This window comes from Caballeronia novacaledonica (assembly GCF_900258035.1).
In the GTDB taxonomy this organism is placed as follows: domain Bacteria; phylum Pseudomonadota; class Gammaproteobacteria; order Burkholderiales; family Burkholderiaceae; genus Caballeronia; species Caballeronia novacaledonica.
The window spans coordinates 1-21,323 of sequence record NZ_OGTP01000019.1 but is presented as its reverse complement, the minus strand read 5'-3'; the positions used below and the strand labels follow the sequence as shown (position 1 = coordinate 21,323).

Here is a 21,323-nt window from a genome sequence, read left to right as displayed (position 1 = left end):
TCGCGTTCCTTGCTCAATTCCGTTTAACCTTCGGCGAAGAGCGACATCACCGAGTCGCCGCGCCGGATTCGGGAGAACGTCTCCGCGAGCAGACCTGCGCTCGACAGCGGACGGATCTTCGCGCAGGCCAGTGATTCCGCGGAGAGCGGAATCGTGTCCGTGACGACGAGTTCATCCAGTTCCGACGCCGTGATGCGTTCCGCCGCGCCACCCGACAGCACCGGGTGCGTGGCATACGCGAAGACCTGCTTCGCGCCGCGTGCCTTCAGCACTTGCGCGGCCTTGCACAGCGTTCCGGCGGTATCGACCATGTCGTCCATGATCACGCAGGTGCGTCCTTCCACTTCACCGATGATGTTCATCACCTCGGCGACATTCGCCTTCGGGCGGCGCTTGTCGATGATCGCGAGATCGGTGTTCAACTGCTTGGCGAGCGCACGCGCGCGCACCACGCCGCCGACGTCCGGCGACACGACCAGCAGATGATCGTGGTTCTGTTTGCGCAGATCGCCGAGAAGCACGGGCGTAGCGTAAATGTTGTCGACGGGGATGTCGAAGAAGCCTTGAATCTGGTCGGCGTGAAGGTCCATGGTGATCACGCGATCGACGCCGGCAATTTCCAGCATGTTCGCGACGACCTTCGCCGAAATGGCCACTCGCGCGGAACGCGGACGGCGGTCCTGACGCGCATAGCCGAAGTAGGGGATGGCTGCGGTGATCCGGCCGGCGGATGCGCGCTTGAGCGCATCGACCATGATCATCAGTTCCATCAGGTTGTCGTTCGTGGGAGCGCAGGTGGACTGCAGAACGAATACGTCTTTGCCCCGAACGTTTTCCTGAATCTCGACCATGATCTCGCCGTCCGAGAAACGGCTGACCATCGCTTTACCGAGAGGAATTCCAAGGATTTTGACGACTTCCTGTGCAAGCGCGGGATTCGCGTTGCCAGTAAAAACCATCAGGCCGTCACTGCTCATCGTGCACCTGTCTGCGGCTGGAGGCGAGAGGAAAAACGCGAGAAAAAGAATGGCAGGGGAGGAAGGACTCGAACCCTCGCATGCCGGAATCAAAATCCGGTGCCTTGACCAACTTGGCGACTCCCCTACACTAACTTTGAGTCTTGCCGGAAAGTGTAGGACATACCCGACAAAACAAACCCTTATGACGCGAAAGCGAAGAGAGGATGAGAATCCAGACTTGCCGTTACCACGCTCTTCCAGCTTGCCGGCAGTTTGGCTTGCGCCATTTCCGCTTCGGCTCGGCTTTGAAACGCAGCGAACACGCTTGCTCCAGATCCGGTCATTCGCGCCGGTGCGAGATTGGAAAACCACTCGAGCACCTGTGCAACTTCCGCGTACTTTCCTGCAACTACAGCCTGCATGTCATTTCGACCGAAGCTGTCCGGCCAGTTTGTGTCTGACCTTTGCTCTGCAAGAAAGTCCATCATTGTGACGACTTTCGTATCCCTTGTCAAGGCCCTTTCCGAAAAAATCGCCGCGGTCGGGACGTGAACATTGGGTGTGACTACCAGGAAGAAGCGTTTCGGCAGATCGACTGCCTGGAGCGCTTCACCTACACCTTCCGCAAACGCATTTTGCCCGAAGACAAAAAACGGCACGTCCGCGCCGAGTTGCAGGCCGAGATTCTGCAGAATCTCACGCGAAAGATCAACACCCCAGAGACGATTTAACGCTAAAAGTGTTGTCGCCGCGTCGGAACTGCCTCCGCCGAGGCCCGCGCCCATCGGCAAACGCTTGTCGATCTCGATTTCCACGCCGAAGTTCGTGGCCGTGTGCCCTTGAAGCAGCCGCGCCGCGCGCACGATGAGATCGTCGGTTTCGGGCACGCCCGGCACGTCGGTCTTGCGCGTGATGACGCCGTCGTCGCGTCGCTTGAAGTGCAGGCGGTCGCCCCAGTCGAGTAACTGGAAGACGGTCTGCAAGGAGTGGTAACCATCCGGACGGCGGCCCGTGATGTGCAGGAAGAGGTTCAGCTTCGCCGGCGCGAGGCAGTCACGGAGCGATTCGTTCGATGAAGACATGCGTGATGCGACTGCCAGGTTATTGATCGAGCACGAGCTTGATGTCGAGCGGCGGTTCGTTGCGCGAGAGATTCACGCGCTTCACGCCCGTCGCGGGCGCATCGGCGTAGGCCAGATAGTCGATCGTCCATCCGTCCTGCCTGATTTCCTTCGGACGGCCGTTGTTCGATTCCGGATCGAGCGTCGTCTGCGCGCGCGAACTCGGCGCCGCCGACGGCTGCAGCCAGTAGCGCAACCCTTCGACCGGCAGCGCGAAACCGAGCGTGTTCTGCATCAACAGGGAGACGTTGTCGGCGCTCACCGGCTGCCGGTTGGGCAATTCGAGCGTCGCGAGCGATGGCGAGGACGTTACGATCGCCATCGTCTGGCCGAGCGGATTGCGCAACTGAAGCGTGACCGTATCGCCCGTTTCCTGCCAGTCGAAATTGCCGTACGCGTTGCGCTGCGTACCGTTCTGGTCGTTGTACTGCACGGCGAAGCGCCCGTGATACGCACGGCTCGTCTGCGTCGCGAGCGAGGTGGATGCGTTCGTTGTCGTGGGAACGCGCGGCTGGACCGCGCAACCCGACATCACCAGCGCGGCGGCTGCCGCGATGCCGAGCGCGCCGCGTCGAAGCGATGCGCCGGCGAGAAAATCGAATGCCATCAAAGGTCGTTTACCTGGAGTCGTTTTAGCGTTTTGACGAGCGTGTCGTTGTCAGGTTCGAGCTTTTGCGCCTGCCGCCATGTTGCACGCGCCTGATCCTGTTGCCCGGATTTCCACTGGACTTCGCCGAGATGCGCGCCGATTTCGGCATTTGGCTGCAAGTTATAGGCGTTTTTGAGAATCTTCTCCGCTTCGGCCGCATTGCCCTGACGGAAACGCGCCCAGCCGAGGCTGTCCATGATGAACGCGTCGTTCGGTGCGAGCGAAACCGCCCTCTCGATGAGCTTCACCGCTTCATCGAGCCGCTGATTGCGATCGACGAGCGAGTAGCCAAGTGCGTTATACGCCTGCGGATTGTTCGGTTGCGTGCGCATCAGCGTGCGGAGTTGCGCTTCCATGACGTCGTAATGGCCGTTCTTTTCGGCGGCCATCGCGTAGTCGTAGACGAGATCGGGATCGTCGGGGAACGCAGCGACCGCTTTCGCGAGGTTGTCCTCCGCTTCCTTGTAGCGATGTGCCTCGAAAAGAATCGCCGAATCGGTGCGCGCGAGCAGCGCGAGATCGCGCGGATCGGAGCTTTGCAGGCTGCCGAGCAGCGCACGCGCGTCGTCGACTTTGCCTTGCTTCGCGAGCAGTTGCGCGCGCGTGATCTGCGCGGGCAGATATTGCTGGCTCGTACGCGGAATCTTGTCGAGCCACTGGCTCGCGGCGGCTTCATCCCTCTGTTCGAGCGCGAGTTGCGCCAGATAGATGTACGCCTGGCCGGGGTCCGCGCCCGGCGTGCTTTCCGCCGTGCTCGCGTAGAGATTCAGGAATTCCCGCGCCTTGTCGAACTGCTTTTTTTGAATGTTGATGAGCGCGAGCGCCATGAGCGGCGTCAGGTCCTTCGGGTCGTTCTTGCGCATGATCTCGAACTGCTTCTGCGCGTCGTCGAGCCTGTCGGAGGACAGATACAACTGCGCGAGCGCGAGCCGTGCGTCATGCGATTTCGGATTCTTGTCGAGAAATTTCTCGAACGAAGCAATGCCTTCCTTGCGTTCTTCCGGACCCATGCGCGCGAGCGTCAGCGCGGCGGGCAGATAGTCCGGCTTGAGTTGCAGGGATTTTTCGAGCGATGCCTTCGCGCCGGGCAGATCGTCGGCGATCAGTTGCTGGCGCGCGAGCGCGAGTTGCGCTTCCGGCCGGTTCTGATCGTTCTGCGTCAGATCCTTGAGAACGTTCAGCCCGCCGACGCGATTCGGCCCGCGTGCGAGCAGACTCTGCAACGAAAGAATGGCGTCGCCGCGCTGTTCGGGCGAGACCTTCGCGAGTTCGCGTTCGAGCGTCGGCTTCGCGTCTTCCGGCTTGCCGCTCACGATCAGAAGCGATGCGCTCAACTGCGCCGCGCGTTCCGAATGCGGCGCGAACTGCTGCCAGAGTTGCGCCGATGTCAGCGCGTCGTTCGGGCTTTGCGCCGCGATCGCGATTTCGGTCGCGCGCTGCGCGAACCGCGGATCGTGCGTGTCGCGGGCAAGCGAGAGATAAGTCTGGAATGCGGGCGCCGGCTGGCCGCGCTGCAACGCGACTTCGGCCGCCAGAACCTGGAACACGATCTGACTGGACATTGCCACGTTGGGCAAGTCCTGCTTTTCGGCGCCGCTGACGGGCGCGGTTAGCAGATCCGCGGCGTTCTGCGCGTCGGATTGATCATCAGCGCTCGGAACAGGCGTCGCGTTCGGCTCCTGAGCATGCGCGGGAACGCACGCGAGCGCGGCCATCGCGAGCGCAACTGCGCCGGCGATTCGCGACATTGGCATGGCGAACGAATGCGCCAAGCCCTGACGCTTCGCAAACAGCTTCATGACGAACGAGTTCATGGAATTCCAGACGATGTTTCAGTCGATTGTAACGCGGTCGCTAAAATACCGGCACACTCGCCCCAGCAAGTCTCTCTCCAGAAAAATGCCCGAACTGCCGGAAGTCGAAGTCACCCGCCGGGGAATCGAACCCTATGTCGCCGGACGGCGCGTCGAGCATGTCGATGTCCGCACGCCCGCGCTGCGCTGGCCCATCCCGAAGCACCTTCCGAAGACGCTCGATCATCTGAAGATCGAGAAGGTCGAGCGGCGCGGCAAGTATCTGCTGTTCGAGACGGCCGAAGGATGGCTGATCGTCCATCTCGGCATGACGGGCACGTTGCGCGTGTTGCGTCACGTTCCGAAGCCGCCCGAAGCGGCGAAGCATGATCACGTCGATATCGTGTTCGACGATTTCATCCTCCGTTTCCGCGATCCGCGCCGCTTCGGTGCGATCCTCTGGCATCCGCGCGCGGACGGCGACGTGCTCGATCATCCGCTGCTCGCGACGCTCGGCGTCGAGCCGTTTTCGCCGGAATTTTCCGGCGCGCTGCTGTTTCGCGAGACGCGCGGACGCAAGGTGTCGGTGAAGCAGGCGCTGCTCGCGGGCGGGATCGTCGTCGGCGTGGGAAACATTTATGCGTCGGAAAGCCTGTTTCGCGCGGGCATCCGGCCGACGACCGCTGCCGGCCGCATCTCGCTCGTCCGCTACGATCTGCTGGCCGAGGCGGTGCGCGTGACGCTCGCCGCCGCGATCGAGAAGGGCGGCAGCACGCTGCGCGATTTCGTCGGCAGCAACGGCGAGTCGGGCTACTTTCAGCTCGACTATTTCGTCTATGATCGCGCGGGTCTGCCGTGCCATGTCTGCGGAACGGCGATCAGACAAATCGTCCAGGGACAGCGCTCGACCTATTTCTGCCCGCGCTGCCAACGCTAATCTTCGATGCTCGCTCTCACCGATTTTTCGTCGCGCCTCATCGCGTGGCAACGCATTCACGGCCGCCACGACCTGCCGTGGCAGAACACGCGCGACGCGTATCGCATCTGGCTGTCGGAGATCATGCTGCAGCAGACGCAGGTTTCGACCGTCATCCCGTACTACGCGCGCTTTCTCGAACGCTTTCCGACGGTGACGGCACTCGCCGACGCGCCCATCGACGACGTCATGGCGCTCTGGGCCGGGCTCGGCTACTACTCGCGCGCGCGCAATCTGCATCGCTGCGCGCAGGTCGTGGCGCACGAGCACGGCGGCGCGTTCCCGCAGACGGTCGAAGCGCTCGCGATGCTGCCGGGCATCGGCCGCTCGACGGCGGCGGCGATCGCGTCGTTTGCGTTCGCCGCGCGCGCGACGATTCTCGACGGCAACGTGAAGCGCGTGCTCGCGCGCGTCTTCGGCGTCGAGGGTTTTCCGGGCGAAAAGCGCGTCGAGAATGCGATGTGGGCGCTGGCCGAATCGCTGCTGCCGGACGCGGCGAACAAGGACGAAGTGACCGCCTACACGCAAGGCCTGATGGACCTCGGCGCGACGTTGTGCGTGCGCGGCAAGCCGGACTGCGTGCGCTGTCCGTTCGCATCGGATTGTGTCGCGAAGGTCGAAGGACGCCAGCGCGAACTGCCCGCCGCGCGCCCGAAGAAAGCCGTGCCGACGCGCAAGACATGGATGCTGATTCTGCAGGACGGCGATTCGGTTCTGTTGCAGAAGCGTCCGCCGGTCGGCATCTGGGGCGGACTGTGGAGTTTGCCCGAGGCCGCCGATGAAGCTGCGCTGGCGGAAGTCGCGCGCGATCTCGGCGCCGAACATCTTCAGCGTCTCGCGCCGCTCTCGCACACGTTCACGCACTTCAAGCTGGATATCGAGCCGCGTCTCGGCGAGGCGTGCAGCGCACCGCGCGAGTTGATGAACGCGGAAACCGTCTGGGCGCCGCTCGCGAAGATCGACGCCTACGGCGTGCCCGCGCCCGTGCGCAAGCTCATCGACGCACTGAGCGGCTCGCTCATCTAGAGCAGTTGATGGTGCTGCATGTAGTGATGCACCACGTCGATGCGCGCGCCGGCGTCCATCAGTTCCATGAGCTTCTGGCGGGCGCGCATCGGGATCGGCAGGATTTCGGCGAGGCGGTTGGAGACCCAGGTCGGATCGTCGAACAGGAAGGGCTCGACGAACGGCAGGTTCTGCGGCTCGCGCTCCCTGATCGTATCGATGATGCGCTCCAGCACTTCCGCGCACGCGCCGAACTTCGCGAGCGTTTCCACGCCCTGCAGCGGCTGGTCGTCGCCCAGCAGTTCCGCCGTGCCGACGAGCAGATTGCTCGGCTCGACACGATGATCCGTCAGCCGGAAACGCGCGGTGCCGCGGGCCTGAACGAGCAGGAGGCCGAAGGTATCGACATCGCACTCCGAAATCTCGGCAAGACAGCCGATGCTCTCCGGCACCGACGGATCGCCCGGCGACGCGACCTCGTGCCCGCTTTTCAGCAGGCACACGCCGAACGGCGTTTTCTCGCGCAGGCACTCCCGCGCCATGTCCAGATAGCGCGCCTCGAAAATCTTGAGCGGCAGCAGGCCGCCGGGAAACAGCACGGTGTGAAGCGGAAACAGCGGCAAGTCAGCCAGAACGGGATTCGAAGACATCGCGTCCCTCCAGGATGGACCGCCAGCGCGGCGATCGGGTTCGCGTGTGAGGCGCGCTGTCACCCAGCCGGGATGGGCGCGTCACGATGCCGCACGATCACGTTTGCCGTATCGCAAAAGCGCGCGGCGAGCGCCTCCGCGATGAACACCGAGCGATGCTGCCCGCCCGTGCAGCCGATCGCGACGGTGAGATAGCTGCGGTTGTCGTCGCGAAAACGCGGCAGCCATTTGCCGACGAACGCGCCGATGTCGTCGATCATCTCGCCCACCAGCGGCTGCGCGGTGAGGAAATCGATGATGGGCTTGTCGAGGCCCGTGAACGGGCGCAACTCGCGGTCGTAGTAAGGGTTGGGCAGCGTGCGCACGTCGAACACGAGATCGGCGTCGAGCGGCACGCCGCGCTTGAATCCGAACGATTCGAACATCAGCGTGAGATCGGCGGCCTCCGTCTCGACGAAGCGCTTGACCCACGCGCGCAGCACGTTCGCGCGCAGGTTGCTCGTGTCGATCTGATGGCCGTATTCCGCGAGGCCCGCGACCAGTTCGCGTTCGCGCTCGATCGCTTCGGCGAGCGAGTTCAGCACGCCGACATCGGCTTCGCGCATCGGCGGACCGGACAGCGGGTGACGCCGGCGCGTCTCGGAGAAACGCTGAATCAGCGACTGAGTGCTCGCGTTGAGGAACAGCACGCGCAGGTCGTGATCGTCGGAGAGTGTGCGGATGATGGCCGGCACCTGGTCGAGCGAGTGGCTCGACCGCGCGTCGATCGCGACGGCGAGACGCGTCTGGCCTTCTTTCGCCAGATAGCCGGCGAGTTCGGGCAGAAAGCGCGGCGGCAGGTTGTCGACGCAATAGTAGCCGCCGTCTTCAAGAGCGTTCAGCGCGACGGACTTGCCGGAACCGGAGATACCGGTGATCAGAATGATACGCATGGGTCTCGAGGGGTTCGCTTTTCCTTAGCTTAGCACCTGTGCCCGATTCGTTTCGCGCGGTCAGATCAGCTTGCCGGGAAACTGGCTGTCGGGATCCTGCATTGCGAGGCGCTGACGATCCATGAAATCGCGCAAGGTATCGATGCCGCGCAGTTGCAGGATCGTGTTGCGCACCGCGGCCTCGACCAGCACGGCAAGGTTGCGGCCTGCCGCGACCTGAATCGTCACTTTGCTGATGGGCAGGCCGAGCACATCGACGGTCTGGCTTTCGAGCGGCAGACGCTGGAATTCGCCATCCGGCCGGCGCACGAGCTGCACGATCAGTTTGAGCTTCATCTTCCGGCGCACGGCGGTTTCACCGAAGATCGTCTTGATGTCGAGCAGGCCAAGGCCGCGCACTTCGAGCAGATTTTGCAGGAGAGGCGGGCAGCGGCCTTCGACGAAATCGGGGCCGAGGCGCACGAAATCGACGGCGTCATCCGCCACGAGACCGTGGCCGCGACTGATGAGTTCCAGCCCGAGCTCGCTCTTGCCGAGACCGGAATCGCCGGTGAGCAGCACGCCCATGCCGAGGATATCGATGAACACGCCGTGCAGCGTCGCGCGCGGTGCGAGGATGCGCGACATGTACGCGCGCAGGCTGTCGATCACGGCCGCCGCCGACATGCGCGTGGTGAAGAGCGGCGTCGACGAGCGCGTGCAGCGCAGAACGAGTTCCGGCGGCGCGCCCACTTCGCCCGCGACGACCAGAAAAGGCGGCTCGAGCGCGATCAGTTCGGCCATGTGGCGCGAACGGTCTTCGTCGGACTGGCGCTGGTAGTAGTTGATCTCGGCGTCGCCGAGCACCTGGATACGGTTCGGGTGAATCAGGTTCAGGTGGCCGACCAGGTCGGCGCTCGACGTCGCGTTCGCGACCGTTTCGCTCGAGAAGCCGCGTTCCCAGCCTTCGTGCCCGGTGAGCCAACTGAGCTTCAGAGCGGCGGCGTTGTCGTCGAAAATGCTTTGGGCGTTGATGCTGGACGTATCCATGAGACCGGAACTCCGTTGGAAGCCGGGAGCAGCCTTTGCGTGACGACGAAGCGGGTCGCTTCAGTACGCCGCATGGCGCTGCGTTTGACCGATTGTGCCCCAGAAGCTTTACGTAAGCGAGGCGCGCCCGGCGTTAAAGCTGCACGGACGCGCCTCGGACGCGTATCGCTGAATTCGTGTGGCGATTACGGTTGCCATTGCGTGAGCACTTGATAAAGCGCTTCACGATTTTCTTCCTTGTGCAGACGCTCGCGCGCCTCGCTGTCGGAGAGCAGTTGTGCGATCTCCGAAAGAATTTCAAGATGCTGCTGCGTGGCCTGCTCGGGCACGAGCAGGAAGATGAGCAGCGAGACCGGCTGACCGTCGGGCGATTCGAACGCGACGGGTTCGGCGAGGCGCACGAAGGCGGCGAGCGGTTGCTTCAGCCCCTTGATGCGGCCGTGCGGGATGGCGACACCTTCGCCGAGTCCGGTCGAGCCGAGACGCTCACGCGCGAAGAGATTGTCGGTGACGGTGCTGCGGGCGATGCCGTTCTGGTTCTCGAAAATCAGGCCCGCTTGCTCGAATACGCGTTTCTTGCTGGTAACGGACAATCCGAGAACCACGTTCTCGATGGGAAGAAATTTGGCTAAACGATTCATGTTGGCAGGCTGATGCGTGGCCTGATAGCTCCTCACCGTGGCCGCTGTCAGAAAGCGCTCACGTCGATGGTGATACGGAAAGTGCGCTGGCGGCGTTTCCTGCAGCGTGCCTGTCGTGCGACCCCGAAAATAACCGGACCATTATAGAACAGGGCACAGCCCGATGGTGCGCCGCGCAATGGCACCGTTTCGCAATCCAATGTGCAGGACAAAGCCCTGAAAATCAATGGCTTGTGCCTCTCTACGGCGAAAATCCAACAAAAAAGCCGCCAGTCGGGGCGGCTTCGGTTCGGGTGCATGCCCGGATCGATCTGTTTCGGATAGTCGAAGGTTTCCTCGAATCAGTCCCGCCGTCCAGTGGCGGCGGGTTTTGCTGTCATCCGTGGATCAATGCGTGTTCAGGGCGACGGCGCTTCCAGTTCATGCGGCTCGCCGCGGTACTTCACCGATTCGTGGGCGTGGCCCTGAATCTTGTCCTTGTGCTTGATGACCTGCCTGTCCAGTTTGTCGACCATCAGATCGATGGCGGCGTACATATCAGCGTCACAACTCTCGATAAAAATGTCCTTGCCCTTCAGATGCAGGTTGATTTCCGCCTTCTGCCTCTTTTCCTTTTCCCTATGATTGTCGACCGAGAGGACAACGTTGCCGTCGATCACTTGATCGAAATGACGGAGCACCCTGTCCAGTTTCGTGATCACATACTCGCGCAACGCAGGCGTCAATTCGAGGTGGTGTCCACTGATCTTCAGATTCATAGTTGCTCTCCAAGCTAATGGCCGTGAGATCACGTCGGCTCGTCCGATACCGGTCGGCAAGGCGTCCCGTCAGCGCGTCATTCTGGCGCGACTGAAAAGCGGGCCGCATTGGCCGGCACGTCCGCGCTCCCGCGATGCGGCCGGTAAACGCCCATCACAACACGCGATGGACTACAGAGACGGGTCATAGAGACTTGCGCAGATTCACTGCCGGGATCTTGAGGGCTTCGCGATACTTGGCGACGGTGCGCCGCGCGACCACGAATCCTTGTTCCGCCAGCAGTTCGGCGATGCGGCTGTCTGAAAGAGGAGTTTTGGTGTCTTCCGCTCCTATCAGTTGCTTGATGAGTGCCCGGATCGCCGTTGACGATGCCGCGCCTCCTGTGTCGGTCGAAACGTGCGATCCAAAGAAGTACTTAAATTCAAGCGTCCCGAATGGGGTGAGCATGTACTTGCCTGTGGTCACACGAGAAACCGTCGATTCGTGTAATCCCAGCGTATCAGCAATTTCTCGCAAAACCAAGGGGCGCATGGCGATTTCGCCATGTGCAAAAAAGTTCTTCTGACGTTCAACGATCGCCTGCGCGACGCGCAGAATCGTCTCAAACCTCTGCTGAATATTCTTGATGAGCCAGCGCGCTTCCTGAAGCTGCTGGCGCAGCGAACCGCTGCCCGGATCGCCGCGATTGTTGCGCAGGATGTTCGCGTACAAATGATTGATTCGCAGCTTCGGCACGATCTCCGGATTCAGTTCCGCCGTCCATCCGCTCGTGGTCTTGCGCACGAGAATGTCCGGCACCACGTAATCCGCTTCGCTCTTGCCGTACGCCGCGCCCGGAAAAGGTTCGAGCGACTTGATGAGCACATGCGCGTCACGCAGGGCGTCGTCGCCGGCCTTCAGCTGCTTGCGCAGACGCGTGAAGTCGCGCGCGGCGAGCAGTTCCAGATGATTCGTGACGATATCGAGCGCCAGCGTGCGCGTGGGCGATCCGTCGAGCCGCAGCAACTGCAGCTTCAGGCATTCCGATGCCGAGCGTCCGCCCACGCCGGGCGGATCGAAGCTTTGCAGCAAGGCGAGCGCCGCGCTCAGTTCGTCGATCTCGACTTCGAGCTCTTCGGGAAGATCGGTCTGAACTTCATCGAGCGATGACGTCAGATAGCCGTCCTCGTCCAGCGACTCGATCAGAAACGTGACCAGCGCCCGATCGCGCTGATTCGCCGCGGTCATGCGCAACTGCGCGGTCAGATGGTCGCGCAGGGTTGTGGTCGATTCGTGGATCTGGAGCGGCGGGAGATCGTCGTCGTCGGACGCATTGTTCGCGCGGCCGTAGTCTTCGAGGTTCCACGAACTGGAATCCTGAGCGCTGTCCGAACCCATTCCGTTGTACTCGTCGACGCCTTGCGGCTCGCTGCTTTCCGAACGGTCGGAACTGGAGCTGCTCGATGACGAACCGTTGTTCATCATCGAATCGGACGGCGTGCTCGGCACCGCGGGAGCCGCGATCAGCGAGCCGTCCGCGGCGACGCGCAGCGGGCTCGAGATCCAGTCGTCGTCATTCTCGAGCAGCGGATTCTGAGCGACGGCCATCGCGACTTCCTGCTGCAGTTCGAGCGTCGACAACTGCAGCAGCCGGATCGACTGCTGAAGTTGCGGGGTCAGCGCAAGATGCTGCGAGAGGCGGAGTTGGAGGCTGGCTTTCATGGCAAAGTTTTATTCATTGTAGAGAGTTTGCCACGCGCGCGAAACCTCGCGGGGATTCCAAAAAAGCGCATGCCGCCCCGGAGGGCGGCACGTAAGTTTTGCTGCATTCGCATGATGCGGCGCACGATGCGCGCCGCCTTCGCGATGGTGCGTCACATGCGGAAGTGCTCGCCGAGATAGACGCGGCGCACGTTTTCGTTCTCGATGATCTCGCTCGGCGCGCCCGCCGCGAGCACGCTGCCGTCGCTGATGATGTACGCGTGATCGCAGATGCCGAGCGTTTCGCGCACATTGTGGTCGGTGATCAAGACGCCGATGTTGCGCTGCTTCAGAAACTTCACGATCTTCTGAATTTCCAGCACGGCGATCGGATCGACGCCCGCGAACGGTTCGTCGAGCAGAATGAAGCTCGGATTGGTCGCGAGCGCGCGCGCGATCTCGACGCGGCGGCGCTCGCCGCCCGACAGCGAAAGAGCCGGATTCTCGCGCAGATGCGCGATCTGCAACTCGTCGAGCAAGGCTTCCGCGCGCTGGGTTATGGCGTCTTTGGACAGGCGTTTGCCCGATTCATCGGTCTGCAGTTCAAGCACCGCGCGAATGTTCTGCTCGACGGTGAGCTTGCGAAACACCGAGGCTTCCTGCGGCAGATAAGACAGGCCGAGGTGCGCGCGCTGGTGAATCGGCAAGAGGCTGATGGAGTTGCCGTCGAGGTCGATCTCGCCGGCGTCGAGCGGCACGAGGCCGACGATCATATAGAACGACGTGGTCTTGCCCGCGCCGTTCGGACCGAGCAGGCCGACGACTTCGCCGCTCTTCACGTCGAGCGACACGTCCTTTACCACGGTGCGCGACCCGTAACGCTTCTTCAGATTGCGCACGACGAGCGAACTCGACTGGCCTTCCGGTTTGCGGTGGGGCATGGAGGTCGAGTTCACTGCTGCGGCTCTCCCTGAATGCTGTTCGACGGAGCAAGCGTGGCCGGCGATCCGTTCAGCGGCGCGGCGCCACCCGCGCGCGGCGCGAGCATCGCGCGCACGCGGCCGCTCGGATTGCCGGGACCGGCCTGGTCCTTGCCCGCGCTCGCCGTGTAGAAGTCCTTCTGGCCGTCGTAAGTGATCACGCTGCCGTGCACTTCGTCCTGAACCTTCGTCTGGCCTTGCAGGCGGCGCACGACGGCGCGCGTCGTGAGCTTCGTGAAGTCGTTCTTGCCGTCGTAATCGATGCGCACCGCGTTGCCGTCGATGTACTCGTCGAGGCCGTCGCGCTTCTGGCGGAAGTACGAGAGATTGTTGCCCGTCGACGTGCCGGTCGCGTACTGATAGCCCTGCGGATCCTGCGTGACTTCCACGCGATCGGCCTTGATGATGATCGTGCCTTTGGTCGCGACGACGTGACCGGTGAAGATGTTCTTCTGGTTGAGGTCGTCGTAGGACATGTTGTCCGCTTCGATGTTGAGCGGCTTGTCGCGGTCGGCCTTTTCGGCGTGCGCGGGCAGCGATGCCAGCGCAACGGCGATGGTCAGCGCGGCGGCGAGCCCGGCCCGCGCGGCGTGCGCGGCACCGCGCGCGAGCGTTGCGCGCGCATGGCCGCCATCGGGACGAGGGAACCTTTCGTTCATGCAGTCACAGTTTGGATGGGAGTGCCGGGATTACTTGGACGAGCCGCCGTTGATATCCGTGGCGGCGATCGCGCCGCGCACGTTACCGAAGAGCTTCATTACCCGGGTCACGTTGTTGTAGTTCATGCCAGAGGCCGTCATCACGGACGGGCCGCGCTGAAGTCTAACCGGTTTTTCCGTTTCGATGACATCGTCGTTCACCAGCACGCGAAAATGCTGCGAATCGGCCTGCATCTGCGGATCTCCGTAGCCGGCGGCCCGCACGATGCGCGCGTCGTCGTAGAGATCGACGATCGAGACGTCGCCGTTCACCGTGCCGCGCTGGGCCGTCGCCGTGACGGTCGGCTTCATCGGCTGGAACATGCGCATTGCGGGGAGCGTCAGGTCGCTGTTCTCGTCGTCTTCGTAATGCACCATCGATTTCGCCGTCAGACGATATTGCGTCGTGCCGGTGGCGTCGAGTTCGGAAACGGAAAAGTCGTTGGCGAAGTAGTCGGGCGTGTGGCGCTTCTCCTGCGCGGGCGCCTGTTGAGCGGGCGGCAGCGTGGCCTGAAGCAGCCAGTAAGTGATGCCGGCCAGCGCCGCCATCGCGACGAGCGGCAGGAGCGAGGCGAGCTTTCCGGGGCGCGTCATGGGCCTTAGCCTCCGAGCGCCGCGGCGAGCAGTTCGTCGTAGCGATGCTGCGCGCGCAGGATCGCGTCGCAGACTTCGCGCACCGCGCCGTGGCCGCCGCGCGCTTCCGCGACCCAGTGCACGCGCTGGATCACCTCGGGATGCGCGTTCGCGGGCGCGGCCGCGAAGCCGCAGCGGCGCATGACCGCGAGGTCGGGCCAGTCGTCGCCCATGTAGCCGCATTCGTCCGCTGCGATGCCGGTCGCGTCGAGCAGCTCGGCGAGCGCGACGGTTTTATCGCCGACGCCCTGATAGAGATGCGTGATGCCCAGTTCGCGCGCGCGCGCCGCGACGATACCCGATTGCCGGCCCGTGATGATCGCCGTCTGCACGCCGACGGATTGCAGCATCTTCACGCCGTGGCCGTCGAGCGAATTGAACGACTTCATTGCGTCGCCTTCGGCGGTGAAGTAGAGGCTGCCGTCGGTGAAGACGCCGTCGACGTCGAACGCCATCAGCTTGAGGCGGCTCGCGCGTTCGGCGGCGGTGGGAGGCTTCTGCGCCATCAGATTACCTTCTTGGAGAAGAGGTCGTGCATGTTCAGTGCGCCGATCAAAGTGGCATCGGCGTCCACGACCAGCATCTGATTGATGCGATAGCGCTCCATCAGTTCCACGGCTTCGACCGCGAGATGATCCGGCGCGATCGTGCGCGGATTGCGGGTCATGACATCGGCGAGCTTGAGCGCGCGGAAATCGCCGTCGCGCTGCAGGATGCGGCGCAGGTCGCCGTCGGTGAAAATGCCGTGGACGTGACGATTTTCGTCGATGACAGCCGTCATGCCCATGCGCTTGTCGGTGATCTGGAAGAGCGCGTCCGAAACGGTCGCGTCGAGCGAGACGACCGGCACTTCGTCGCCGACGCGCATCACGTCGCGCACATAGGTGAGCAGGCGCCGCCCGAGCGCGCCGCCCGGATGCGAGCGCGCGAAGTCGTCGGGACCGAAGCCGCGCGCATCGAGCACGGCGACGGCGAGCGCGTCGCCGAGCGCCATCGCGGCGGTCGTGCTGGCCGTGGGCGCGAGATTCATCGGGCACGCTTCCTTTTCGACGCGCGCGTTGAGGTGCATGTCCGCCAGTTGCGCGAGACTCGATTCGGGCCGGCCGGTGATCGCGATCAGCTTCGCCCCGAGGCGCTTGATGAGCGGCAAAATGGCGACGAGTTCCTCGGTTTCGCCCGAGTTCGACAGCGCGATGAAGATGTCGTCGGCGGTGACCATGCCGAGGTCGCCGTGGCTCGCTTCGGCCGGATGCACGAAGAACGCGGGCGTGCCGGTGCTCGCGAGCGTCGCGGCGAATTTGCGCGCGACATGGCCCGACTTGCCGATGCCCGACACGACCACGCGGCCGCGACAGCCGAGCAGCGTTTCGACCGCGTTCGTGAAGTTTTCGTCGAGCAGTTCGGAAAGCCCGCGAACGGCGTCGGCTTCAATCTGGATTACGTTGCGAGCCAGCGCCAGTGCCCGGTCGCCATTGATTTTCGCTATCATTCGCGGAGTATAGCAAAGGCGATTCTGAGCCGCCCCGCCGGGCGCTTGGCGCGCCGCCGCCTATCCGCCCCCGCAAGCCCTGTCGTCAGGGGCCCTTTTTAAGATGCCGGAGCGCCGGACACGCGCGCCTCGGAACGCTGACGAACGAGGACGCCAGACGGATGACCTCTCCGCTCGAAATGACGCTGTTGCTGCTGCTTTGCTCCGTGGCGGGCGTCGTTGTATTTCGCTATTTCAATCTGCCGCCGATGCTCGGTTATCTGGCGGTCGGCATCATCGTGGGGCCGCACGCAGCGGGTATCGCGCCGGATACGGACCGCGCGCAGCATCTTGCCGAATTCGGCGTCGTTTTCCTGATGTTCTCCATCGGGCTCGAATTTTCGCTGTCTAAGCTTCGCTCGATGCGGCGCATCGTGTTCGGGCTCGGCGCGAGTCAGGTCGCGGCGACCATCGCGCTCGCGCTGATCTTCGGCTGGATCGCCAGTTTCTGGACGCAGATGTCGTGGCAGGCGAGCTTCGCGCTCGGCGGCGCGATGTCCATGTCGTCCACGGCCATCGTCAGCAAGCTGCTCGCGGAGCGGCTGGAACTCGAAGCGGAACACGGCCGCAACATCTTCGGCGTGCTGCTGTTTCAGGATCTCGCGGTCGTGCCGCTGCTCATCATCATCGCGGCGTTCGGCAACGGCAATTCGTCGCAGCTTGCGATGTGGCTCGGCATCGCGGCGGTGAAGATCGTCGTCGCATTGACGGTGCTGCTCTTCCTCGGCCAGAAGTTCATGACGCGCTGGTTCGATATCGTCGCGCGGCGGCGTTCGCAAGAACTCTTCATGCTGAACCTGCTGCTGGTGACGCTGGGCGCGGCGTTCATCACCGATAAATTCGGGTTGTCGCTCGCGCTCGGCGCGTTCATCGCGGGCATGTTGATCGCCGAGACGCCGTATCGGCATCAGGTGGAAGAGGACATCAAGCCGTTTCGCGACGTGCTGCTCGGCGTCTTCTTCGTGACCACCGGCATGCTGCTGAATCCGCGCGTGATCTGGGAGCATCCGTTTCTCGTGCTCGGATTTTTCGTCGTACCGATTCTGCTCAAGGCCGTGATGATCACCGCGCTCGCGCGTGCCTTCGGCGCGAGGCCGGGCGTCGCGATGCGCACGGGCCTCGGCCTCGCGCAGGCGGGCGAATTCGGGTTCGTGCTGCTGAACCTGATTCTGGATTCGCATCTGGTCGATTCGACCCTCCTGCAGGCAATCCTTTCCGCGATGCTGCTCTCGATGCTCGCCGCGCCGTTCATCATTCAGAACGCGGACCGGATCGTGCTGCGGCTGTCGTCGACGGAATGGATGCTGCAATCGCTGCAAATGACGAAGATCGCGACGCAGAGCCTCAAGCAGAGCGGCCACGTGATCATCTGCGGCTACGGTCGCGCCGGGCAAAACCTCGCGCGCATGCTGGAGCAGGAAGGCATTTCCTACGTCGCGCTCGATCTGGACCCGGACCGCGTCGCGGCGGCTGCGTCGGCGGGCGAATCGGTCGTGTTCGGCGATGCCGGGCGGCGCGAGTCGCTGCTCGCGGCGGGGCTGCATCGCGCGGCGACGGTCGCGATCACGTACGCGAACACGCCTTCCGCGATGCGCGTGCTGCACAACATCCACGAACTCGCGCCGACCTTGCCCGTGATCGTGCGCACGGTCGACGACGCCGATCTCGAAAAGCTCACCGCCGCCGGCGCGACGGAAGTGATTCCGGAGATCGTCGAAGGCAGTCTGATGCTCGCTTCGCATACGCTCGTGCTGATGGGCGTGCCGATGCGGCGCGTCGTGCGGCGTGTCGAGGAAATGCGCGACGCGCGCTACAGCCTCTTGCGCGGCTACTTCCACGGCGCCGACGATGTCGACGACGACGATGGCCACGAGCAGGTGCGGCTACAATCCGTACCGATCGACGCTAATTCCGAAGCCGTCGGGCATTCGCTCGACGATCTCGGGCTCGTCGGCAATGGAGTCGAGGTGACCGCGATCCGGCGCCACGGCATCCGGGGCGTCGCACCCGACCCCGAAACCAAGCTGCGCGCGAACGATATCGTCGTGCTGCGCGGCCTGCCCGAAGTGCTCGCGCTTGCCGAAGAACGGCTTTCGCGCAACCGCCGGGCGGCGTAACCATCCTCTTTGTCACCAAGGCGAACGCGCGGCCTCACTGCGCGGACTCCGGAGAAGTCATGTCCATTACCCCATCGAACGCACCGCTCGACGCCGCGCGTTTCATCAAGGAGCGCGTGCGCACCGTCGACAACTGGCCGCAGGCCGGCGTGCAGTTCCGCGACATCACGACCATCCTGCAAGACCGCAAGGCGCTGCGCATGTTGATCGATCTGTTCGTGCAGCGCTACATCGACGCGAACGTCGATGTGATCGCCGGCATGGATGCGCGCGGCTTCATCATCGGGCCGATTCTCGCGTACGAGCTGAGTCTCGGTTTCGTGCCGATCCGCAAGAAGGGCAAGCTGCCGTACAAGACGCTCTCGCAGTCGTACGACCTGGAATACGGCAGCGCGACCGTCGAGATTCACGAGGATGCCTGCAAGCCGGGCGATCGCGTGGTGATCGTCGACGATCTGGTCGCGACCGGCGGCACGATGATGGCCGGCAAGATTCTGCTCGAACGGCTCGGCGCGGAAGTGGTGGAAGCGGCGGCGATCATCGACCTGCCGGATCTCGGCGGCTCGAAGTTGCTGCGCGAGAACGGCGTGCCGCTTTATACCGTCTGCGAATTCGGCGGGCATTGAAATGCCCAACTTCCTGCTCTTTCTTGCCGCGTCGATCGCGATCACGGTCGCGCCCGGCCCCGACAATCTGCAAGTGCTCGCGCGCGGCATTTCGCAAGGGCGGCTCGCGGGCGTCGTCGCCGCGCTCGGCTTCGCGTTCGGCGTGATCTTTCACACGACGCTCGCCGCGCTCGGCATCGCGGCGCTGCTGCGATCGTCGCCCGTCGCGTTTCAGGCCGTGAAGCTCGCGGGCGCGGCGTATCTTGTGTGGATCGGCATCAAGGCGTTGCGCAGTCACGGTCTCGCGACCGCGCACGCGCGCCCGAGCCAGCCGCTTTCGACCGTGTTCCGTCAGAGCGTGATCGGCAACATGCTGAACCCGAAGGTCACGCTGTTCTTCATCGTGTTCCTGCCGCAATTCGTCGATCCGCACGGCGCGCAAAGCGTGATGCTGCAGATGTTCGAGCTCGGCGGACTGTTCATGTTGCAGACGATCGTGGTGTTTTCGCTCTTCGGCGTCGCCGCAGGGATGATCGGCGCGTGGCTGAAGCGCCGTCCGCGCGTCGGCGTGTGGCTCGACCGGCTCGCGGGCGTGACGTTCATCCTGCTCGGAATTCGCGTCGCCTTGCGCTGATCGAGGTTTATCGATGACGCTGCCTGCCATCATTTCCGCGCGCCGTTTCGATGCTGCCGCGCACGCGCCTTTTTTCATCGGCGACGCGCGCGTCGGCTGGATTCGCCGCACCGATGTCGACGCGCTGCGGCGCTGGCCCGACGTTTTCGGGATCGACGAAGCATCGGTCCGATTGAACCCATCCCTCGCCGATGTGAATTCGCGCAGCGCCGCGCTCGGCGCGGTCATCGGCGCGTTGTACGCGGAAGGCCGGATTCCCGGCTGGCGCGACGAAACCTACGCGATCCGCAACGACTTCGACGCGCCGCCGCTCGCGTTCATCGAGCGCGCGGCGTCGCGCTTCTTCGGCACGATGACCTACGCGGTGCATCTGAACGGCATCGTAAAATATCCGGATGACGCGCCGCAGTTGTGGATCGCGCGCCGCAGCGAAACCAAGGCGACCGATCCCGGCATGCTCGACAACATCGTGGCGGGCGGCATCGGCTGGGGCTTCGAGCTGATGCCGACGCTCGTGAAGGAATGCTGGGAAGAGGCGGGCATGAGCGCCGGGCTCGCGCAAACCGCCGAGCGCGGCCGCACGTTCCATGTGCTGCAATCCTTGCCCGAAGGCACGCAGGCCGAGCAGATCTTCGTGTACGACGTGTCCCTGCCGCCCGATTTCGCGCCGCGCAACCAGGATGGCGAAGTCGGCGAGCATCGCCTGGCGCGTATCGAAGACGTCGCGCGCTGGATCGAAGAGGGCGAGCTCACCGTCGACGCCAGTCTCGCGACGCTCGACTGCATGCTGCGCCATCAGTGGATCGACGAAGACGCGTGCGTAGGCATCGACGCGCTGTTCGCGCCGCCACAAGTTTAAAAAGAACCGAACGAGGAAAGGTCATGTCGACCGAACATAGTTTCTACCTGAAGTTGTCGTGCCCGGACCGGCCGGGAATCGTGCATGCCGTGTCGGGTTTCCTGTTCAACCTCGGCGCCAATATCCTCGATTCCGCGCAGTTCGGCGACAGCCGCACCGGCGAATTTTTCATGCGCGTGCATTTTCAGCAGGTCGGCGGCGATCCGGGCCTCGACGCGCTGCGCAAGTCGTTCACCGACCTCGCCGACGAATTCGGCATGCGCTGGGAACTGCATGACGCGTCGGTGAAGCCGCGCGTCGTCATCATGGTGTCGAAGATCGGGCATTGCCTGAACGATCTGCTGTTCCGCTATCGCACCGGCCAGTTGCAGATCGAGATTCCGGCGATCATTTCGAATCACAAGGATTTTTATCAGCTCGCCGCGAGCTACGACATTCCGTTTCATCATCTGCCGCTGCTCAAGTCGACGCCCGAAGCGAAGGCCGCGCAGGAAGCGCGCGTGCTCGAAATCGTCGATCAGCACGACACGGATCTCGTCGTGCTCGCGCGTTACATGCAGATTTTGTCGGCGAACATGTGCGAGAAGCTCGCGGGCCGCGCGATCAACATTCATCACTCGTTCCTGCCGAGCTTCAAGGGCGCGAAGCCGTACTATCAGGCGTTCGATCGCGGCGTGAAGCTGATCGGCGCGACCGCGCACTACGTGACGTCCGATCTCGACGAAGGCCCGATCATCGAGCAGGAAGTGGCGCGGGTCGATCACAACATGACGCCGGATCAACTGACGGCGATCGGCCGCGACGTCGAATGCGTGACGCTCGCGCGCGCGGTGAAATGGCACGCGGAACATCGCATTCTGCTGAACGGGCACAAGACGGTCGTGTTTCGTTAATCGCCGTTCGAAACGAAAAAGCCCGCCGCTTCAGGCTAATGCCGTTCAGTTAAGGTCTTTTCTTAGATAGCGAACGGTGTACCGTTTGGGGCGGGATTTGACGACCCGGTCGCATGCACGTCCGGGTCGTTTTTCGTTGGGCAGAGACTTGAGCCTTTCGCGCAGACGCTGAAGGCAGGCGG

The 21,323-nt window shown here is 63.3% G+C and carries 22 protein-coding genes, 1 tRNA gene and 1 pseudogene; 7 read left to right on the top strand and 17 right to left on the bottom strand.

The features are described 5' to 3' along the window. Positions 1-23 precede the first annotated feature (23 nt). The 5 genes from NOV72_RS23175 to NOV72_RS23155 form a co-directional block, all read right to left on the bottom strand. Positions 24-977: a ribose-phosphate pyrophosphokinase gene (locus NOV72_RS23175; RefSeq protein ID WP_106856901.1), complete on the bottom strand. Its 954-nt coding sequence runs from the start codon at positions 975-977 to the stop codon at positions 24-26. Between the two features lie 50 nt (positions 978-1,027). Further along, positions 1,028-1,104, bottom strand: a tRNA-Gln gene (locus NOV72_RS23170). 55 nt (positions 1,105-1,159) lie between these two features. Next, positions 1,160-2,041 (bottom strand): 4-(cytidine 5'-diphospho)-2-C-methyl-D-erythritol kinase, encoded by an 882-nt coding sequence (ispE, locus tag NOV72_RS23165; protein WP_106856900.1) that lies wholly within the window; start codon positions 2,039-2,041, stop codon positions 1,160-1,162. 19 nt (positions 2,042-2,060) lie between these two features. Further along, on the bottom strand, positions 2,061-2,687 hold the full coding sequence (gene lolB, locus NOV72_RS23160) for a lipoprotein insertase outer membrane protein LolB (protein ID WP_106856899.1): 627 nt from the start codon (positions 2,685-2,687) through the stop codon (positions 2,061-2,063). Continuing rightward, the gene (locus NOV72_RS23155; RefSeq protein WP_106856898.1) at positions 2,687-4,543 is read right to left on the bottom strand and encodes a tetratricopeptide repeat protein; all 1,857 of its coding nucleotides are present in this window, start codon (positions 4,541-4,543) and stop codon (positions 2,687-2,689) included. The genes lolB and NOV72_RS23155 overlap by 1 nt, the downstream gene beginning before the upstream one ends. Before the next feature lie 85 nt (positions 4,544-4,628). Between NOV72_RS23155 and mutM the strand changes: the two genes are divergently transcribed. Together mutM and mutY are read left to right on the top strand one after the other, a co-directional pair. Beyond that, on the top strand, positions 4,629-5,459 hold the full coding sequence (mutM, locus tag NOV72_RS23150) for a bifunctional DNA-formamidopyrimidine glycosylase/DNA-(apurinic or apyrimidinic site) lyase (protein WP_106856897.1): 831 nt from the start codon (positions 4,629-4,631) through the stop codon (positions 5,457-5,459). 6 nt (positions 5,460-5,465) lie between these two features. Beyond that, the gene (mutY, locus tag NOV72_RS23145; protein ID WP_106856896.1) at positions 5,466-6,524 is read left to right on the top strand and encodes an A/G-specific adenine glycosylase; all 1,059 of its coding nucleotides are present in this window, start codon (positions 5,466-5,468) and stop codon (positions 6,522-6,524) included. Here mutY and NOV72_RS23140 read toward each other — a convergent pair. From NOV72_RS23140 to kdsD, 11 genes are all read right to left on the bottom strand, one after another. Next, a complete protein-coding gene (locus NOV72_RS23140) occupies positions 6,521-7,153 on the bottom strand; it encodes an LON peptidase substrate-binding domain-containing protein (RefSeq protein ID WP_106856895.1) in 633 nt (210 codons plus the stop codon). The two genes, mutY and NOV72_RS23140, sit on opposite strands and share 4 nt — an antisense overlap. Positions 7,154-7,212: 59 nt before the next feature. Then, a complete protein-coding gene (gene rapZ, locus NOV72_RS23135) occupies positions 7,213-8,085 on the bottom strand; it encodes an RNase adapter RapZ (protein ID WP_106856894.1) in 873 nt (290 codons plus the stop codon). A 60-nt stretch (positions 8,086-8,145) separates the two neighbouring features. Continuing rightward, entirely contained in the window at positions 8,146-9,114 is a 969-nt protein-coding gene (gene hprK / locus NOV72_RS23130; RefSeq protein ID WP_008351692.1) for an HPr(Ser) kinase/phosphatase, read from the bottom strand. Between the two features lie 185 nt (positions 9,115-9,299). Continuing rightward, complete coding sequence (gene ptsN / locus NOV72_RS23125; protein ID WP_035497938.1) at positions 9,300-9,755, bottom strand: PTS IIA-like nitrogen regulatory protein PtsN; 456 nt, start codon at positions 9,753-9,755, stop codon at positions 9,300-9,302. 398 nt (positions 9,756-10,153) lie between these two features. Continuing rightward, positions 10,154-10,513 carry a ribosome hibernation-promoting factor, HPF/YfiA family gene (gene hpf, locus NOV72_RS23120; protein WP_106856893.1) on the bottom strand — a complete coding sequence of 120 codons (360 nt, stop codon included), beginning with the start codon at positions 10,511-10,513 and terminating at the stop codon, positions 10,154-10,156. Positions 10,514-10,697: 184 nt separating this feature from the next. Next, positions 10,698-12,215: an RNA polymerase factor sigma-54 gene (locus NOV72_RS23115; RefSeq protein ID WP_106856892.1), complete on the bottom strand. Its 1,518-nt coding sequence runs from the start codon at positions 12,213-12,215 to the stop codon at positions 10,698-10,700. Between the two features lie 152 nt (positions 12,216-12,367). Continuing rightward, positions 12,368-13,135 carry an LPS export ABC transporter ATP-binding protein gene (gene lptB / locus NOV72_RS23110; protein WP_106856891.1) on the bottom strand — a complete coding sequence of 256 codons (768 nt, stop codon included), beginning with the start codon at positions 13,133-13,135 and terminating at the stop codon, positions 12,368-12,370. A gap of 11 nt (positions 13,136-13,146) precedes the next feature. Continuing rightward, the gene (gene lptA / locus NOV72_RS23105) at positions 13,147-13,833 is read right to left on the bottom strand and encodes a lipopolysaccharide transport periplasmic protein LptA (RefSeq protein ID WP_106856890.1); all 687 of its coding nucleotides are present in this window, start codon (positions 13,831-13,833) and stop codon (positions 13,147-13,149) included. A gap of 30 nt (positions 13,834-13,863) precedes the next feature. Continuing rightward, positions 13,864-14,466 carry an LPS export ABC transporter periplasmic protein LptC gene (gene lptC, locus NOV72_RS23100; RefSeq protein WP_106856889.1) on the bottom strand — a complete coding sequence of 201 codons (603 nt, stop codon included), beginning with the start codon at positions 14,464-14,466 and terminating at the stop codon, positions 13,864-13,866. 5 nt (positions 14,467-14,471) lie between these two features. Next, entirely contained in the window at positions 14,472-15,011 is a 540-nt protein-coding gene (locus tag NOV72_RS23095; RefSeq protein WP_106856888.1) for a KdsC family phosphatase, read from the bottom strand. Continuing rightward, positions 15,011-15,994 carry an arabinose 5-phosphate isomerase KdsD gene (kdsD, locus tag NOV72_RS23090; protein WP_106856887.1) on the bottom strand — a complete coding sequence of 328 codons (984 nt, stop codon included), beginning with the start codon at positions 15,992-15,994 and terminating at the stop codon, positions 15,011-15,013. Before kdsD ends, NOV72_RS23095 begins: the two co-directional genes overlap by 1 nt. A 161-nt stretch (positions 15,995-16,155) precedes the next feature. On the opposite strand from kdsD, the gene NOV72_RS23085 reads away from it, so the two are divergent. From NOV72_RS23085 to purU, 5 genes are read left to right on the top strand one after another with little or no spacing between them, the layout of a single operon-like run. Continuing rightward, on the top strand, positions 16,156-18,150 hold the full coding sequence (locus tag NOV72_RS23085) for a monovalent cation:proton antiporter family protein (RefSeq protein ID WP_106856886.1): 1,995 nt from the start codon (positions 16,156-16,158) through the stop codon (positions 18,148-18,150). 59 nt (positions 18,151-18,209) lie between these two features. Continuing rightward, a complete protein-coding gene (locus NOV72_RS23080; protein ID WP_106856885.1) occupies positions 18,210-18,776 on the top strand; it encodes an adenine phosphoribosyltransferase in 567 nt (188 codons plus the stop codon). A 1-nt stretch (position 18,777) separates the two neighbouring features. Then, the gene (locus NOV72_RS23075) at positions 18,778-19,389 is read left to right on the top strand and encodes a LysE family translocator (RefSeq protein WP_106856884.1); all 612 of its coding nucleotides are present in this window, start codon (positions 18,778-18,780) and stop codon (positions 19,387-19,389) included. A 13-nt stretch (positions 19,390-19,402) separates the two neighbouring features. Next, positions 19,403-20,248 carry an NUDIX hydrolase gene (locus NOV72_RS23070; protein WP_106856883.1) on the top strand — a complete coding sequence of 282 codons (846 nt, stop codon included), beginning with the start codon at positions 19,403-19,405 and terminating at the stop codon, positions 20,246-20,248. Positions 20,249-20,271: 23 nt separating this feature from the next. Then, the gene (gene purU, locus NOV72_RS23065; protein ID WP_106856882.1) at positions 20,272-21,141 is read left to right on the top strand and encodes a formyltetrahydrofolate deformylase; all 870 of its coding nucleotides are present in this window, start codon (positions 20,272-20,274) and stop codon (positions 21,139-21,141) included. 45 nt (positions 21,142-21,186) lie between these two features. On the opposite strand, the pseudogene NOV72_RS32835 reads toward purU, so the two are convergent. Continuing rightward, positions 21,187-21,323: pseudogene (locus NOV72_RS32835) on the bottom strand (IS4 family transposase); the annotation flags it as partial.